The organism is Vibrio sp. D3, assembly GCF_043995865.1.
GTDB lineage: Bacteria > Pseudomonadota > Gammaproteobacteria > Enterobacterales > Vibrionaceae > Vibrio > Vibrio diabolicus.
Genome location: NZ_CP171886.1, coordinates 1,216,077 through 1,231,038, shown reverse-complemented (window position 1 = coordinate 1,231,038; position 14,962 = coordinate 1,216,077). Strand labels below are relative to the sequence as shown.

At 45.9% G+C, this 14,962-nt stretch carries 13 protein-coding genes; 10 read left to right on the top strand and 3 right to left on the bottom strand.

What is annotated here, in order from left to right:
• Positions 1-57: 57 nt before the first annotated feature.
• Together ACHFJ9_RS05425 and ACHFJ9_RS05420 are read left to right on the top strand one after the other, a co-directional pair.
• Positions 58-702 carry a bifunctional 2-polyprenyl-6-hydroxyphenol methylase/3-demethylubiquinol 3-O-methyltransferase UbiG gene (locus ACHFJ9_RS05425; protein ID WP_053808213.1) on the top strand — a complete coding sequence of 215 codons (645 nt, stop codon included), beginning with the start codon at positions 58-60 and terminating at the stop codon, positions 700-702.
• Entirely contained in the window at positions 692-1,576 is an 885-nt protein-coding gene (locus ACHFJ9_RS05420; RefSeq protein ID WP_395354117.1) for a hypothetical protein, read from the top strand. The genes ACHFJ9_RS05425 and ACHFJ9_RS05420 overlap by 11 nt, the downstream gene beginning before the upstream one ends.
• A gap of 20 nt (positions 1,577-1,596) precedes the next feature.
• On the opposite strand, the gene ACHFJ9_RS05415 is transcribed toward ACHFJ9_RS05420, so the two are convergent.
• Both ACHFJ9_RS05415 and ACHFJ9_RS05410 read right to left on the bottom strand, forming a co-directional pair.
• The gene (locus ACHFJ9_RS05415) at positions 1,597-2,598 is read right to left on the bottom strand and encodes a glycosyltransferase family 2 protein (protein ID WP_005395558.1); all 1,002 of its coding nucleotides are present in this window, start codon (positions 2,596-2,598) and stop codon (positions 1,597-1,599) included.
• 39 nt (positions 2,599-2,637) lie between these two features.
• The gene (locus tag ACHFJ9_RS05410) at positions 2,638-4,359 is read right to left on the bottom strand and encodes an ArnT family glycosyltransferase (RefSeq protein WP_395354115.1); all 1,722 of its coding nucleotides are present in this window, start codon (positions 4,357-4,359) and stop codon (positions 2,638-2,640) included.
• Between the two features lie 304 nt (positions 4,360-4,663).
• Here ACHFJ9_RS05410 and ACHFJ9_RS05405 point away from each other — a divergent pair, with 304 nt between their 5' ends.
• The 5 genes from ACHFJ9_RS05405 (at position 4,664) to ACHFJ9_RS05385 (ending at position 10,554) form a co-directional block, all read left to right on the top strand.
• Entirely contained in the window at positions 4,664-4,909 is a 246-nt protein-coding gene (locus ACHFJ9_RS05405) for a DUF3297 family protein (RefSeq protein ID WP_005383498.1), read from the top strand.
• Between the two features lie 226 nt (positions 4,910-5,135).
• Positions 5,136-5,870 carry an ABC transporter ATP-binding protein gene (locus ACHFJ9_RS05400; protein ID WP_257888923.1) on the top strand — a complete coding sequence of 245 codons (735 nt, stop codon included), beginning with the start codon at positions 5,136-5,138 and terminating at the stop codon, positions 5,868-5,870.
• Positions 5,857-8,367 carry an FtsX-like permease family protein gene (locus ACHFJ9_RS05395; RefSeq protein WP_395354112.1) on the top strand — a complete coding sequence of 837 codons (2,511 nt, stop codon included), beginning with the start codon at positions 5,857-5,859 and terminating at the stop codon, positions 8,365-8,367. Before ACHFJ9_RS05400 ends, ACHFJ9_RS05395 begins: the two co-directional genes overlap by 14 nt.
• Positions 8,367-9,476, top strand: coding sequence for a lipocalin-like domain-containing protein (locus ACHFJ9_RS05390; RefSeq protein ID WP_395354110.1), 1,110 nt, complete (start codon positions 8,367-8,369; stop codon positions 9,474-9,476). Before ACHFJ9_RS05395 ends, ACHFJ9_RS05390 begins: the two co-directional genes overlap by 1 nt.
• Before the next feature lie 178 nt (positions 9,477-9,654).
• Complete coding sequence (locus ACHFJ9_RS05385) at positions 9,655-10,554, top strand: GyrI-like domain-containing protein (RefSeq protein WP_145533977.1); 900 nt, start codon at positions 9,655-9,657, stop codon at positions 10,552-10,554.
• 58 nt (positions 10,555-10,612) lie between these two features.
• Here ACHFJ9_RS05385 and ACHFJ9_RS05380 read toward each other — a convergent pair whose 3' ends face one another.
• Positions 10,613-11,035, bottom strand: coding sequence for an organic hydroperoxide resistance protein (locus ACHFJ9_RS05380; protein ID WP_256901200.1), 423 nt, complete (start codon positions 11,033-11,035; stop codon positions 10,613-10,615).
• Between the two features lie 137 nt (positions 11,036-11,172).
• Between ACHFJ9_RS05380 and ACHFJ9_RS05375 the strand changes: the two genes are divergently transcribed.
• The 3 genes from ACHFJ9_RS05375 (at position 11,173) to ahpF (ending at position 14,218) form a co-directional block, all read left to right on the top strand.
• Positions 11,173-11,631: a MarR family winged helix-turn-helix transcriptional regulator gene (locus ACHFJ9_RS05375; RefSeq protein ID WP_256936842.1), complete on the top strand. Its 459-nt coding sequence runs from the start codon at positions 11,173-11,175 to the stop codon at positions 11,629-11,631.
• Positions 11,632-11,934: 303 nt separating this feature from the next.
• On the top strand, positions 11,935-12,492 hold the full coding sequence (ahpC, locus tag ACHFJ9_RS05370; RefSeq protein ID WP_005395542.1) for an alkyl hydroperoxide reductase subunit C: 558 nt from the start codon (positions 11,935-11,937) through the stop codon (positions 12,490-12,492).
• A gap of 157 nt (positions 12,493-12,649) precedes the next feature.
• The gene (gene ahpF, locus ACHFJ9_RS05365) at positions 12,650-14,218 is read left to right on the top strand and encodes an alkyl hydroperoxide reductase subunit F (protein ID WP_395354106.1); all 1,569 of its coding nucleotides are present in this window, start codon (positions 12,650-12,652) and stop codon (positions 14,216-14,218) included.
• Positions 14,219-14,962: the final 744 nt, after the last annotated feature.

The window sequence follows — 14,962 nt, the reverse complement described above, 5'->3', positions numbered from 1 at the left end:
ATAGTTCATCAATAGAAGAACTTCCTGGCCATTTGAGATAATTTATTTGAGTACGCCATGAAAATATCTAAAGGTATCGAAGAGCAGGGGATCCCTGTCGGAAACTATTACGACAAATACAATACTCAGAACCCCATCGCCAGAAAAATGATGAGCAATTTCGATCATCATTTATCGCAACTGGTTGATATGGTCACACCAAAGTCGATACACGAAATCGGCTGCGGAGAAGGAGTCTGGGCACTTAAATGGCATCAACAAGGGATCCGTGTGAAAGGGAGTGACTTCTCCCAACAAGTGATTCAACTAGCAAGAGACAATGCCCAAGCACACAACTTGGAAGACATTTTGTTTGAACAAAAAAGTGTATATGACGTTGCTAGAAAGACTGATTCTGCTGACCTTGTTGTTTGTTGTGAGGTCTTGGAACACCTAGAGCATCCCGAGCAAGCACTAGCAACATTGCAAGATCTCGATACTGACTATTACATTTTTAGTGTGCCAAGAGAGCCGTTGTGGTGTGCGTTAAACATGGCAAGAGGTAAATATTTAAACAGTTGGGGCAATACTCCCGGACATATCCAACACTGGTCCAAGAATGCCTTTCTGACTTTGCTCAATCAACACTTTGAGATTCTCGAAGTACGCTCTCCCATTCCTTGGACCATGGTTTTATGCCAGCGTGTGAATCATGAAACATAATAAGAGTAAATTCATATTAAGTTGGGTTGGGCGAATCATTACTATTTTTTCCATCGCCTTTGTATTAATCAAGCTCTCTACATACTCGCAGCAACTGAATATTCAGGATATTCCCTCTTACTCCTATCTGGTATTTATTTTTTGCATAGGCCTCTACGCCTTTGGCAATTATGTTCTTTCTATGGCGTGGCGACTTTTAGTCGCGAACAGTGAATATACTCTGTCTGCATCAACTGCCATTTGGATGTTTGGCGGATCTCAAATTGCTAAGTATCTGCCTGGAAACATTTTCCAATTCGCTAGCCGACAAGTAATTGGCGTACAACACGGAATTAAAAATAATGTATTACTGAAATCGACCTTATGGGAAATAGGGTTGATGGGTATTGCGGCTGGTTCGTTTGGCGTCTTTCTGCTGAATGAGTACTTCCCTAATTTAATGGGGTACGAGATGACTTTATTCGCTGGACTTATCGTGATCACCGGATCAATATTAAGCTTGATAGCCAGTCGCAATTACCTAAAAGCTTGTGGGCTTTATCTCTGCTTTTTTTTGGTATCGGGCGGCATTTTCTCACTCATATTTTTTACGCTAAACGACAATCTAACTCCAACTTTAGAGACATTTTTACAAACATCTTGTTACTTCATCATCGCATGGTTAATAGGGTTTGCCACCCCAGGTTCTCCTGCAGGGTTGGGTGTCCGAGAGGCTGTTTTAATCACACTTCTAGATTCGCCGAGTATTGAAGATACACTCTTAGTTGCCGTCCTTGTTTCCAGAATCGTCACGGTTCTAGGGGATATGTTGTTCTTCGCTATCTCGAGTTTATTTAGGCCTAAGCAAGCCGTATCAAATAACTCACTTCTTTAAAGTATCGAGGTAACTCGCTATTACTCTCCAGATCGTTTTCGCTTGGTTTCAAACTGATAAGTGGGCAACTTTTCCTGATGCTCCAGCTTTTCTTCCAATACCTCAATTCGGTGCAATACTTTTTCGGTCAGCTTTCGATTGAACCCTATTAGATCGGCCACCAACCCCATCAATAAAGTGATGAAACCCAAGATAAGTAGCGTTGACCCCAAGACCAATGACTGAATATGGCCATCTCCCGCTCCATTTAAAAAGAAATACAGGAATCGCATAATGGGAATCACACCACAAATCATCGCCACCGAGCCAATAAACAAAAACACTTGCAGAGGTCGATACATGGTATAAACCCTGACCAAGGTAGAGAGCGACATTTTTAGAAACTGCGGAATGCTCTTAAACAGACGGGACTCTCGCGTTTTTTCATTAGTTCGGATTGGCACCGAAACCACACCAATCCTTTTTGCACTTGCTTGAATCAACATTTCTATTGTGTAGCTAAAATCCGATACGATATTAAGTTGTTGTGCCGCACTTCTCGATATTGCGCGAAAACCACTCACAGCATCTTTAACATCCAATCCCGTCGCTTTGGCAATAATAAAGCTCCCCGACACTTGTAAACATCGTTTAAATACAGAGAAATGTGTATTGCTATACCCTCCTCGGTCACCAACAACAATTTCTGCTTTGTGCTCGATAATAGGCTTAACCAAGTGCGGAATATCGGCCCCATTATATTGATTATCGCCATCGGTGTTCACAATGATATCAGCATGAAGACGAAGGCACTCCTCTATCCCTCTTCGAAATGAGTAAGCAAGCCCCTTATTGCCCTGGTTAGTAATAATGTGCTCAACACCACACTTGCGTGCGACTTCTGAAGTACCATCCGTAGAACCATCATCGATGATTAGAATCTCTATCTTAGCGATACCATCAACGCGCTTTGGTATTGAGCGAATAACATCAGCAATATTGTCCGCTTCGTTAAAGCACGGAATTTGAACAATTAACTTCATGCTTGCTCCTCATGTTCTGAATCAACATTACTGTGCGTATTAGAAACCGGTAAATAACCTCTGCTTCTCTTCAAGGTTGCGAGGTCGGTACAGGTTATCTCCCCAACGCAGAACGACTTTACCTGGCTCTTTCGACACTAATTCATAGACACCCCGCGCCAAGTATCGAGCTTGACCTGCCAACCAAACCTTGCCATTAATCATAAGACTATTGCTAGCTTCAAGCGTATATAGGCCCTCGATGTTGACCATAACTTCCCGATTAAGAGAGTTGGGCGTCAGTTCAAACGTCTTTCCTGCAACATACAGATGCGACCAATGATGAATGTAGTTCTGCCTTAACGCTTGAATATCTAGCCTTAATAGCCCTTTATCGGTTTTTTCAGGGCCAAACACATCTAAATAGTGCGAATTAACCAGTACGAAAGCCGGATTGTCTTGCTCTATAGCATTGCGAATAACGGGGATGTTTCTCGCAATATAATCTTCGTAACCCCACGTACTCATGAAAAAACCTTGTTTTGAAAAAGTCGGAACCATGGAGCATCGATCAATATAAGCAACAGGCTGAGGAAAGATTTTATGTACTTCATCAAGAAACTGACGCTGGTAGGCCAAGTTGCTTTTTATCGGTAAAACAAAACCATTCACCACAATGGATACCGCAAACAAGCAGGGAACAATAAAATTAAAAAATTGTGCAACTCTTGCGTTAGTGAAATTCTGGATACCAACCCAAGCCACAGCAAACAAAGCACTCACTGGAGCAAGCATAAAAGCGTAATAGTATGGGAAAGCGTTGCGATAAAAGAGCAAAGTGAAGAGTAATAAACTTAGGCACAAAAACTTAATCGATGACTCACGGCTTAATAGCTTTTGCGAAAAACACGCATAAACAGCAGTACCAATACCAATGAAAAGAGCTAACCAATACCATGAGTTCGTCGAAACTGAATGAACAAAGTAAAACAATCGAGGAAAAAGCTCGCGCTGGTTTAGTGTCTTATCCGCAGCACCGAACATCGTTCCTGCATCACCAACCGAACTCGCTCCATGTATAGAGAAGTAATGCCAACTGTATAGCATCGCAAAGGCAACCAGTATTGCGACTCCATACATGAGAACTTGCCTAAAATAACGCTTACGATTTCGCGACCAATAAAGCGAGGTTAAAACTATGCCTATAAAAGTCGGGATATACAGAGCGGTCTTTAAAGTGACGAGCAAGGCGACAGCCGTAAGGACACCAGCAAGAATGGATACACGCCAAGAAAATGTTGTACTAAACACATAATACAGCGCCGCCATGATCATACATGTCACGATAGGATCAGTACGAAAACTGGCCCCCATACGAACATTATAAACAAAAGAAAAATAGGCAAGAACCGCAAAAAGTGCCGCCGATTTGCTGCAGTACAATCGACATAACTTGTATAGATAAAATCCCGTGAGTAATTGAAAGAACACCATAACGACTCTCGCCACAATGATCTGGTCAACATCGTTATCTGATACACCACTCAGCCAAGTAAAGAAGTGAATGTGAAAGGTTTGGAAACTATTAATCACCTCGCCGTTAATAAACCGATGCACAAAAGATAGGTAATAAAACTCGTCCCAATTTACTTCGTAATTAAACGCAACAAAAAACCGAGCGATTACAGCCACTACGATTAGAATACAAAGAAAAATAGAAGTGCTAGAGGTAGTATCTCTATCCGATAAATGACGTTTATCAACCTGTTCAACAGTCTCCATTCACCCTTCCTTGTTAATCGTTTCTCGACTAGTGGCATGCTCTGAGACATTAAGTTGTATGAATAAGGTTAGAACTGCCAGTAATGAGTATAGTCATGATTCAAAACCAAATAAGGGGTGGCAGGAGAAGTTTCGAGAGCAAAACACCGTTGAGCAACGAGGCCGTGTTTTTATTCCGCACTTTGAAAGCGGGAAACTTTGCATTATTTCAAAAGGCTTTAGTATTAAGTCTCTCAACATATCTTGAACACTCACTGTGCACTGACTACAATGGCGCACTTTTTACGGAATTTAGGTCACAAACATGACAGATACAGCTAAACCAGCTCTACCAGATCGCCTAGCAGGTAACCCACGTAGCCCATTCTTCATCAAAGAATGTTTCGATCACCAAATCGGTATCCGTTTTAACGGCAAAGAGCGCACAGACGTAGAAGAATACTGCGTGAGCGAAGGTTGGGTGAAAATTGCTTCTCCTAAAGCAAAAGACCGTTTTGGTAACCCAATGCTGATCAAACTTAAAGGCGAAGTTGAAGCGTACTACGTATAAGCTGACCAAGCTGAATTTCTTTGAAAGCTCGAGTTTGACTCGGGCTTTTTTAATGTCTGTTATATCCCTTTCCCGTTTAATCTATTCCCTCTTATTTTCAGTACAAGTTATTAAGAAATCGATGTAAATCGCTGTTTTTATCTGATTGTTGGCTAAAGTTTTTATAGAACTTACTTAAACAGCCATTGCCAAAAGAAACGACACCTTTTGAATACAGGGAGAGGAAATGGAAAGCCCACTTGTCACACTCAAACACGCCAGCAAAAGCTTTGTCGATGGCAAAGAGAGCCATCGTGTGCTGGAAGGCGTCGATTTCACCCTCAATTCGGGAGCGAGTGTCGCACTGACAGGCGCAAGTGGTAGCGGAAAAAGTACCTTGCTTAATATCATCGCTGGCTTTGAGCCACTTTCCGAAGGTGAGTTGTGGTTAGATGGTGATAACGCAGCGGCTTGGAAAGACCCACAATGGAGCCGATTTCGACACCAAAAACTCGGTGTTATCTTCCAGCAATTCAATCTATTAACGCCGCTCAACGTGCAGCAAAACATCGCCTTTCCTCTCAATTTGAATCAACAGAAATGGAATGACTGGTGCGATTATTTGGTCGAGACTCTAGGCATCAGCCAACTGCTCGATAGACATGTTTCTGCCCTTTCTGGCGGTCAACAACAACGAGTCGCGATTGCGCGCGCATTAGCACACAAACCTAAGCTTCTACTCGCCGATGAGCCCACAGGTAACCTTGACCAAAAAGCGGGCTTAGAAGTGATGAAACTGTTGAATGAAATCACCACCCAAGGCAATACCGCTGTGCTCTTGGTGACCCACAGCCCTGAGTGTGCCGAGTTTATGCAAACCCAATTACGTTTAAAGGATGGGCGTTTGAAGGATGGTCGTTTGCAAAGCGGACTGACGCAAAATCAGCGCGATGTAAATGAGCAACATCATGAAGCAAGCTAAGCAACCAAACACCAGATTCACGCATACTCGACTCGCCCTGAATCTGTTTGCGGCGCACTATCGGCAGGCACCACTGCAAGCCGCCGCGATTCTGATCGGTATTGTGCTGGCTGTGACCTTGTTTGTTGCGGTGCAAGCCATCAACCTCAATGCCAAGCGCAGTTATGCGGAGTCTACCGAGCAGCTTAGCGCACAAGCTCAGAACTTAATTATTCCACCAGCAGGGCAAAACTATCTGCCCGAATCGCTCTACTTCACCCTTAGACAAAATGGGCTCAGTGCAACACTACCTGTAATTGAAGGGCGAGTGAGAGACGAACAAGGTCGTCGTTGGTCAGTGCAAGGTAGCGAGTTAATTGCCGCCATCTCTTCACGTTCGCGCTATTCATCAGAAAACCAACCGAACGTGTCTTTGTTCGACAGTGCGTTACCTTTACCTGAGCTTTTGGCTGGCAAGCCGATCGTGATGATGAGCCAATCTCAGCATCAAAACTTAGGAGAGGTAGAAACCCTAACTCTGGACGACATCCCAACCCAAGTGGTGGTGCTACCTGACGAATGGCAGTTAGGTAGCCGAATGTTGATGGACATTGGCTTTGCCCAGCAACTGCTCAATAAACAAGGACAGCTCAGTTACATTGCGGTTTTCCATTCGGGTGATAAAGGGAATAAAGACACGCAAGCAAAATGGCAAAGCATCATTGGTAAGCAAGGACAATGGATTTCCAATAATCAAAGTACAGACCTTGGCTCGCTGACCGACAGCTTTCACCTCAATCTCACGGCAATGAGCTTACTTGCCTTTTTAGTCGGGCTGTTCATTGCATACAACGGCGTAAAGTACAGCTTGCTCAAACGCAATCGCCTGTTAGTGCAGATTCAACAGGCGGGCGTTGCGCCGAGCATTGTGTTCTCTGCGCTGTTAGTTGAACTCACTATTCTCGTTACCATCGGCGCTTCCCTCGGTTTTGTATTGGGCATGCAGCTTAGCCATTGGTTGCATCCGACCGTGGCACTGACTCTAGAACAACTTTATGGCGCGACACTGCTGCCCGGCACTTGGCAGTGGCAATGGTGGGCGCAAGCGCTGCTGCTCACGTTAGCCGCAACCCTATTGGCGTGTTGGCAGCACTTTAAACAGCGAGTGCGCCAGCCGCTTTCCTCTCATGGTGGATTTTATCAAGCACCTGAAGCTTCTAACGAAAACCAATTGTTCGTGATAGGCGCTGCGTTGACGACTCTCGCACTCGCAGGGTTATGGCTGAGTGAGCATCACCGCTTCACCATGGCGTGGCTCGGCGTGCTTGTGGTGTCGATTCCTTTGTACCTACCCAAAACACTCAGCGTGTTAGCCAATTGGTGTGAAAAGCGCACCACTTCCGGTTTGATGCAGTATCTGTTTGCTGAGCTGCGCGAGCTGATTTCTCCGCTTTCTCTCGCCATGATGGCACTGCTACTCGCCGTTACTGCCAACATGGGGATGAACACCTTAGTGGGCAGCTTTGAGTCCACCCTAAAGCAGTGGTTAGAACAAAGGTTACACGCCGATATTTACGTCAGCCCTGCCCAAGGAGAAATCGCAGATGTAGAGCGCGCGTTAGGGCAGTTCGACAAGGTTGAGACCGTCTACAAGCAATACTACGTCGACGATAACCTGCAAGGCTTACCGATTTTGCTTGGCACCAAAGACAAAGGCACCTTAGAGCAAACCATGGTATTCAAATCGCACTTGGAAAACTTCTGGCAACGCTTTTACCAAGGTGAGGTGATCGCCATCAGTGAACCTACTGCGGTCAAACTGGGTTTATCACTGGGTAGCGAACTCACGCTTGATGCCATTCCAAATAAGAACCTACTTGTGGGTGCGATATTTCACGATTATGGCTCACCCAATGGTGAAGTGTTATTAGCACCCAAATTATGGCAAGAGAGTGGCTTTACCGACCTGCCCACAAGCCTTGGTATTAAAGTTTCGGGGGACCCACAAATCGTCTACGACCAACTGCGCGAGCAACTGAATCTGCATCCAAGTCAACTCTACGATCAGGCGCAAATCAAATCCATCGCGTTGGATATATTCTCGCAGACCTTCGCCATTACGCGCGCACTCAACGGCGTGACGTTGATGGTCGCCGTGATTGGTTTGTTCAGTGCTTGTTTTATGTTGCTCGACGCGCGTAAAGCCGCCATTGCAAGGCTGTATGCACTTGGCGTCAGCCGTCGTAAATTAATGACCATGGTGGTCGGACAGATCGTCGCTTTGGTCAGTTTTACTCTAGTTATTGCCCTGCCCCTCGGAGCCATGGTGGGTTATGTGCTAACCGACATCGTCACCTTGCGCGCTTTTGGTTGGAGCTTAAATTATCTGTGGAATTGGAGTGATGCCCTCAGCATTGCGGCAATCACCATCTTGGTGGCGGTGATTGCAACCTTGATTCCGCTGTGGCGATTGGTCAGCAAGCCTGTCGTATCCAGCTTACAAAGCGAGGTGTTGTGATGGTTCGATTGGCAAGCAAGCTTACTCTACTCATAAGCAGTTTGTTCCTGTTCGGCTGCGAAGAACCGCAACAACAAAATATGGGTACGTTGCTGGGAAGTCGAGAAACACAAAGCGAGAGCAACCCATTCACATCCGTGGAAAAAGGTGTCGAACTGACCTTCCCAGCAGACCATCAAGCACACCCGAATTTTCGTCATGAATGGTGGTACTTAACCGCTAACTTAATCGATGAAGACGGCAACCCACTTGGCGTTCAATGGACACAATTTCGCTTTGCTGCTGCGCCGCCAACGGGCGAAGATGACGTGAAGAAAACCGAATGGCAAACTCAGCAAATCTACATGGCGCACAGCGCGGTCACTACAACCGACAAACACTACGCCGATGAAAAATGGTCACGTGACCAAGCCTCTCTAGCTGGCGTCGACACTTCACCATTTCGAGTTTATCTCGATGATTGGCAGTGGCTCTCTTCAACCAACGACCTCTTCCCTGCCACATTGAAGGCGAACTCCGAACAGTTTGGCTATTCGCTGACGCTTACCAGCAGCGCACCTTATCAAAAGCAAGGCGAGCAAGGTTACAGCACCAAAAGTGCCGATGGTCAGGTGGCTTCGTATTACTACAGCCAACCGTTTATTGATGTCTCCGGTGAAGTCACCATCGACGGCGAAACCCATCAAGTGTCGGGCAAAGGCTGGATAGATCGAGAGTGGAGCTCGCAATTCTTACTCGACTCACAACAAGGCTGGGACTGGTTTGCCCTAAGGTTGAGTGACGACACCAGTTTGGTGGTGTTCCAATTGCGGGATTCCAAAACCGGAGCAGCCAGTTACGCCAGCGCAAGGCTGATGCAGCAAGATGGTTCTGGCATCGCTATCCCACAAAAAGACATTCAGTTAGAGGCGACCAAGCAAACAGAAATCCAAGGGCGAAAGTATCCAACCCAGTGGCAAGTATCTATTCCTAACCAGCAAGTTGATCTTACCGTTTCTGCACTCAACCCGAACGCGAAAATGCCCCTTTCTGTGCCTTATTGGGAAGGCCCTGTGCGTATTGAGGGCTCTCATTCTGGGACTGGTTATATGGAGCTGACGGGATACTAAGCGCTCTGAACGGATTTCAATTACCGTTGAGAAGCCATCTTAAGAACCATCTCCTACCCGCAACAGAATGCATCATAATCAGAAATAAATGACTACGACGCATTTATTCGATACTAGCCTTGAATCCTTGCTTCGTTGCGGTACGCTTTGAGCAAATCAAACAAGGGTGGCCCCTCTCATGCGTGTCGATTATCACCAACGACTCGTTCCTGTTATTCGCTATCTGGAACAGCACTTTAACGATCCTCTCAATTTGCTCGAAGTGGCAGCACTAGCAAACCTCTCTCCCTATCACTTTCACCGTACCTTCAAGGCGGTACAAGGCGAAACATTAGCCGACTTCATCCGACGTTTACGGCTAGAGGCGGCAGCAGACGACCTTTTCAAATCAAAGCAACCAGTGCTGAACATCGCGTTAGAGTACGGTTTTTCTAGTTCGCAAAGCCTAGCTAAGGCGTTTAAGCAGCATTATGGCGTAACACCAACCGCCTTTCGCGACTGTAAAAACTACCAGCAATTTTCTGAACTCGCGCGAAACAGCAAGATTGGACACGCACTGCGCAAGAATGGAAACGAACGAGCCCTAAGCGATTCATATACTGACTCTGAACTCACAACATGGAGCAACAATATGGAAACGCAAAACTTTGATAAAGCAAAACTGGCTTACATTCGCGTAAACGGCCCTTACGGCAAAGGCTATGAAGAGCCATCAGGTCGCTTGTATCAATGGGCAGGGATAAAAGGTTTGGCGGGTAATACCTGTATCTTCATTTATCACGATAACCCAGAAATCACGCCAGACGAGAAGTGTCGTACTGACATCTGTCTAATGGTGCCAGAAGATACCGAAGTACCAAAAGGCATTGAGCTGCAAGACTTCCCCGGCGGTCAATATGCGGTGATGCGCCAGCAAATTACCGAATTCAGCCAATACCCTAAAGCATGGGATGATTTGATGAGCAAAGTGGTTGAATCTGGTATTGAAAACGACTGTCGACCTTGCTTCGAACTTTATCATAGCTACGATCCACAAACGCACCATGCAGACGTCAGCTTCTGCACTGCTATCAAATAATCGAAAAAAGCCTGCACGTTCGCAGGCTTTCCTTCTATTAGAAATAATGTCTAAATCGTTAGATCGCTTCGCCATTTACTGTAACAGCAACATCAATATTGCCACGAACGGCGTTTGAGTATGGGCAAACTTGGTGTGCAATGCGGGTTAGCTCTAATGCTTGTTCTTGTGGCATATCTAGCTCTACCGCTAAGCTCACTGTTAGTGCAAAGCCGCCGTTATCGTTCGGACCAATGCCCACTTCCGCTGTTACGGGTGCACTTTTCAGGTTTACTTTACCTTCACGTGCTACGTGCAGAATCGCGTTAGAAAAACATGCTGAATAGCCCGCTGCGAAAAGCTGCTCAGGGTTAGTTGCTGCACCTGTGCCGCCCATTTCCTTCGGGTATGACAGCTCTAGCTCGAGAAGACCGTCATCTGTTTTTACTTGACCATTACGACCAGCCAAAGCAGTAGCTTGAGTTTTGTATAGAGTAGTCATGCGATTGTCCTTCTTAATTTAAGTTGCGCACAATTTAATTGCCAACAATCTTATATCGAAGTAAAGATCGTTTGCAACTATATTGTGCACAATTTATTTTGTTACTCTCTTTCTCTGTGAGCAGGTAGGCAACGCCAATGAGCCAGTGTTACACCGACAACACCATGACCGACGACGATAAACTTTTACTCGAAAACCAAGTTTGCTTTCCGCTCTATAGTGCAGCAAATGCGGTGATCCGAGCTTACCGCCCTTTGCTGGACGAACTTGATCTGACTTATTCGCAATACTTAGTGATGATGGTGTTGTGGGAGAAAGACGGCGCCAGCGTTAAAGAATTGGGCTCGCAACTGCATTTGGATTCAGGCACGCTCACGCCGCTGCTTAAACGATTAGAAACAAAAGGCTATGTAGAACGTGGTCGTAGTGAAACCGATGAGCGCGTTCGCGTACTCAACCTAACCGAGCAAGGTCGTGACCTCAAAGAGCAAGCCAAGTCAGTGCCAAACGCCATGATGTGTAAAATCACGTTAGAGCTGGATGAAATGATCATGCTGAAGAAGTTGTGCGGCAAGGTGCTCGACAATCTGAACTAAAAAATAAAAGCATCAGCTTCCCCACTTCTTATTAGAAAGAGCCTGCCGAAATGCAGGTTCTTTCGATCTTAGCCGGACGATCTCTTAAAGGTCATCATCACTATTCTCTATTACCACTTGGCCTTCCTCTTCAATAAAACCTATCAAAGCAAACTCACTTATATCGGGCTTCCCTATTAAGAAAGATAGGAAATGACTATCAATAGGATAGTTACAAGCGATTTTCCTTAAACACGTTCCAATGCGAATATACTTTCCGAAAGCAAGAACTGCTCACCCTAAAACATTCTGAGGAAAGTAAAAATGATTAATACAAAGATCAAACCATTTGCAGCTACAGCATACAAAAACGGCGAATTCGTTGAAGTAACAGAACAAGATGTTCTAGGCAAATGGGCTGTATTCTTCTTCTATCCAGCAGACTTCACATTCGTATGTCCGACAGAACTAGGTGACCTAGCAGACCACTACGAAGAGCTACAAAAACGCGGCGTTGAAGTGTACTCAGTATCAACAGACACACACTTCACTCACAAAGCTTGGCACGATAGCTCAGAAACCATCGGCAAGATCCAGTACTACATGCTTGGCGACCAAACAGGCAACATCACAAACAACTTTGGTGTGATGCGTGAAGGTCAAGGTCTTGCAGACCGTGCAACGTTCCTAATCGACCCAGAAGGTACTATCCAAGCAATGGAAATCACTGCTGAAGGTATCGGTCGTGACGCAGAAGACCTACTACGCAAAGTGAAAGCAGCTCAGTACGTAGCAGCACACCCAGGTGAAGTTTGCCCAGCGAAATGGAAAGAAGGCGAAGAGACGCTAGCTCCTTCTCTAGACCTAGTAGGCAAAATCTAAGCCACTGAATTTAAGCTCAATTTGACATGCTAATTGACGCTTAACTTAGAGAGCATTCCAGGTTAGATACCTTGACGACCTTCTGCCTGGTTTGCTCTCTCCCTACTGATTTTATCCAGAGTAACCACTCTTTTGTTTATTTAAGGTAACAACAACTATGTTAGACCAAGCGATCCAACAACAACTCAAACAATATCTGGCTAATGTAAAAGAAGACGTTCGTCTAGTGGTTAGTCTAGATGAAAGCAAAGCATCGAATGACATTCTGTCTCTGGCGAACCAAATCGCAGAGATGAGCGACTTTATCACCGTTGAACGTGACGACAACGCAAGCGCACGTAAACCAGTGATGACGGTGACCAATCCAGTAAAAGGCACAGCACTTCGCTTTGCTGGCTTACCAATGGGTCACGAATTTACCTCTCTGGTATTGGCATTGCTGCACTCTGGTGGTCACCCAATCAAACTAGAGCCGGAAGTGATTGAACAAATCGCAGCGCTAGATAAAAAGTTGGAAGTTGAAGTGTTCATTTCACTGTCGTGCCAAAACTGTCCAGACGTGGTTCAAGCGTTCAACATGATGGCAGCGATCAACCCGAAAGTGAAAGCAACCATGATCGACGGTGCACTATTTCAAGATGAAGTGAAACAACGCGACATCATGGCAGTACCAAGCGTATTCGTAAACGGAGAGCTATTCGGTCAAGGTCGTATGTCTCTGACTGAAATCCTAAACAAAGTGGATGACGGCGCGAGCGAGAAAGCAGCCAAAGCACTGAGCGAAAAAGACCCATACGACGTGCTAGTTGTCGGCGGAGGCCCTGGTGGTAGTGCAGCAGCACTATACGCAGCGCGTAAAGGTATTCGCACTGGCGTTGTCGCTAAACGCTTCGGTGGTCAGGTGATGGACACCATGGCAATCGAGAACTTTATCTCGGTAAAACGTACTGAAGGTCCAAAACTGGCGACTGACCTAGCCGAGCACCTAAAAGAATATGACGTAGACGTTGTGACTGAGCAACAAGCGCAAAAACTGATGGGCGCAGCGCACACAGATGATGGCTTGATTCACATCCAACTTGAAAGCGGTGCAACGCTGAAAAGTAAGAGTGTCATCCTAAGCCCTGGTGCACGCTGGCGTGAAATGAACGTTCCGGGTGAGCAAGAGTACCGCAACAAAGGCGTCGCGTACTGCCCACACTGTGACGGCCCGTTGTTCAAAGGCAAGAAAACCGCAGTTATCGGTGGTGGTAACTCAGGCATCGAAGCGGCTATCGACCTAGCAGGTATTGTTGAGCACGTAACCGTTCTTGAATTTGCAGACGTACTTCGCGCAGACCAAGTGCTTATCGACAAAGCGAACTCACTACCAAACGTAGACATCATCACGATGGCGCAAACTACTGAAGTTGTGGGTGACGGTACTCGCGTAACAAGCTTGAAGTACAAAGACCGCAACACAGATGAAATCAAAGAGATTGAACTGTCAGGTATCTTTGTCCAAATCGGTCTAGTACCAAACACAGAATGGCTAAAAGATTCAGAAGTAGCGCTTTCTGAGCGCGGCGAAATTGAAGTTGGTAGCCGTGGTGAAACCAGCCTAGAAGGTGTCTTCGCAGCGGGTGACGCAACGACGGTTCCTTACAAACAGATCATCATTGCGATGGGTGAAGGTGCAAAAGCAAGCTTAGGCGCGTTTGACTACCTAATCCGTAAGCAAGACTAATCTCCAATTTCTTGAGCACAAAGCGCACCGTGCTGTGTTTTCTTCCCCTGAAAACCAATCGGGGCACCGTGACAGCGATGAGTAACAAGAAATAAAATCAAAAAACCTAGAAGCCCAAAGACTTTGCCAGCAGGTACTAACTGCTGGCTTTTTTGGTTTTTGGGGAGGGGTGTAAGTACATCCCCCAGCACTCCAAGTTCAAACTGGAGGGCATGGCTCTACAATCACGGATAATTCGGTTCACTCCACCAGCATCACAACGCGCTGCGAATAGATTCTGAATACTCGCTTAGGCTCCTTCAGAATGACACTGTTCGTTTAGCGCTCTCTTCACGTCATTCCCGCGAACCTAGGTGAGACTGGGAAACTACCCACCGCAAGCTTGAACGAAAGAAATTCATACACATACACGTGACGCATCAACGGTTAGAGGGTTCTGAACATAATCCTCCTCTCAACCTCAAACCACCAACCCCACCTAACCTTCGCTTGTATCAAACTCTAAAGATCTCAACACTCCGAGCTCAAGGTGGCAAGTTCTACAATCGCGGATAATTCAATTAACACCACCAGCATCGAAACGCGCTGCAAATAGATTCTGAATACTCGCTTAGGCTCCTTCAGAATGACGTTGTTCGTTTAGCGCTCTCTTCACGTCATTCCCGCGAACCTAGGTGAGACTGGGAATCTACTCACCACAAACTCGCTCGAAAATGATTAGCACGAACAAAAGATGAAAGAGGG

Excerpts from the sequence above, each read along its gene's own strand:
- ACHFJ9_RS05410 (WP_395354115.1), bottom strand. The coding sequence starts at position 4,359 with ATGGAGACTGTTGAACAGGTTGATAAACGTCATTTATCGGATAGAGAT.
- ahpC (WP_005395542.1), top strand. The coding sequence starts at position 11,935 with ATGATTAATACAAAGATCAAACCATTTGCAGCTACAGCATACAAAAAC.
- ACHFJ9_RS05395 (WP_395354112.1), top strand. The coding sequence starts at position 5,857 with ATGAAGCAAGCTAAGCAACCAAACACCAGATTCACGCATACTCGACTC.
- ACHFJ9_RS05385 (WP_145533977.1), top strand. The coding sequence starts at position 9,655 with ATGCGTGTCGATTATCACCAACGACTCGTTCCTGTTATTCGCTATCTG.
- ACHFJ9_RS05415 (WP_005395558.1), bottom strand. The coding sequence starts at position 2,598 with ATGAAGTTAATTGTTCAAATTCCGTGCTTTAACGAAGCGGACAATATT.
- ACHFJ9_RS05420 (WP_395354117.1), top strand. The coding sequence starts at position 692 with ATGAAACATAATAAGAGTAAATTCATATTAAGTTGGGTTGGGCGAATC.
- ACHFJ9_RS05425 (WP_053808213.1), top strand. The coding sequence starts at position 58 with ATGAAAATATCTAAAGGTATCGAAGAGCAGGGGATCCCTGTCGGAAAC.
- ACHFJ9_RS05390 (WP_395354110.1), top strand. The coding sequence starts at position 8,367 with ATGGTTCGATTGGCAAGCAAGCTTACTCTACTCATAAGCAGTTTGTTC.
- ACHFJ9_RS05400 (WP_257888923.1), top strand. The coding sequence starts at position 5,136 with ATGGAAAGCCCACTTGTCACACTCAAACACGCCAGCAAAAGCTTTGTC.
- ahpF (WP_395354106.1), top strand. The coding sequence starts at position 12,650 with ATGTTAGACCAAGCGATCCAACAACAACTCAAACAATATCTGGCTAAT.
- ACHFJ9_RS05380 (WP_256901200.1), bottom strand. The coding sequence starts at position 11,035 with ATGACTACTCTATACAAAACTCAAGCTACTGCTTTGGCTGGTCGTAAT.
- ACHFJ9_RS05405 (WP_005383498.1), top strand. The coding sequence starts at position 4,664 with ATGACAGATACAGCTAAACCAGCTCTACCAGATCGCCTAGCAGGTAAC.
- ACHFJ9_RS05375 (WP_256936842.1), top strand. The coding sequence starts at position 11,173 with ATGAGCCAGTGTTACACCGACAACACCATGACCGACGACGATAAACTT.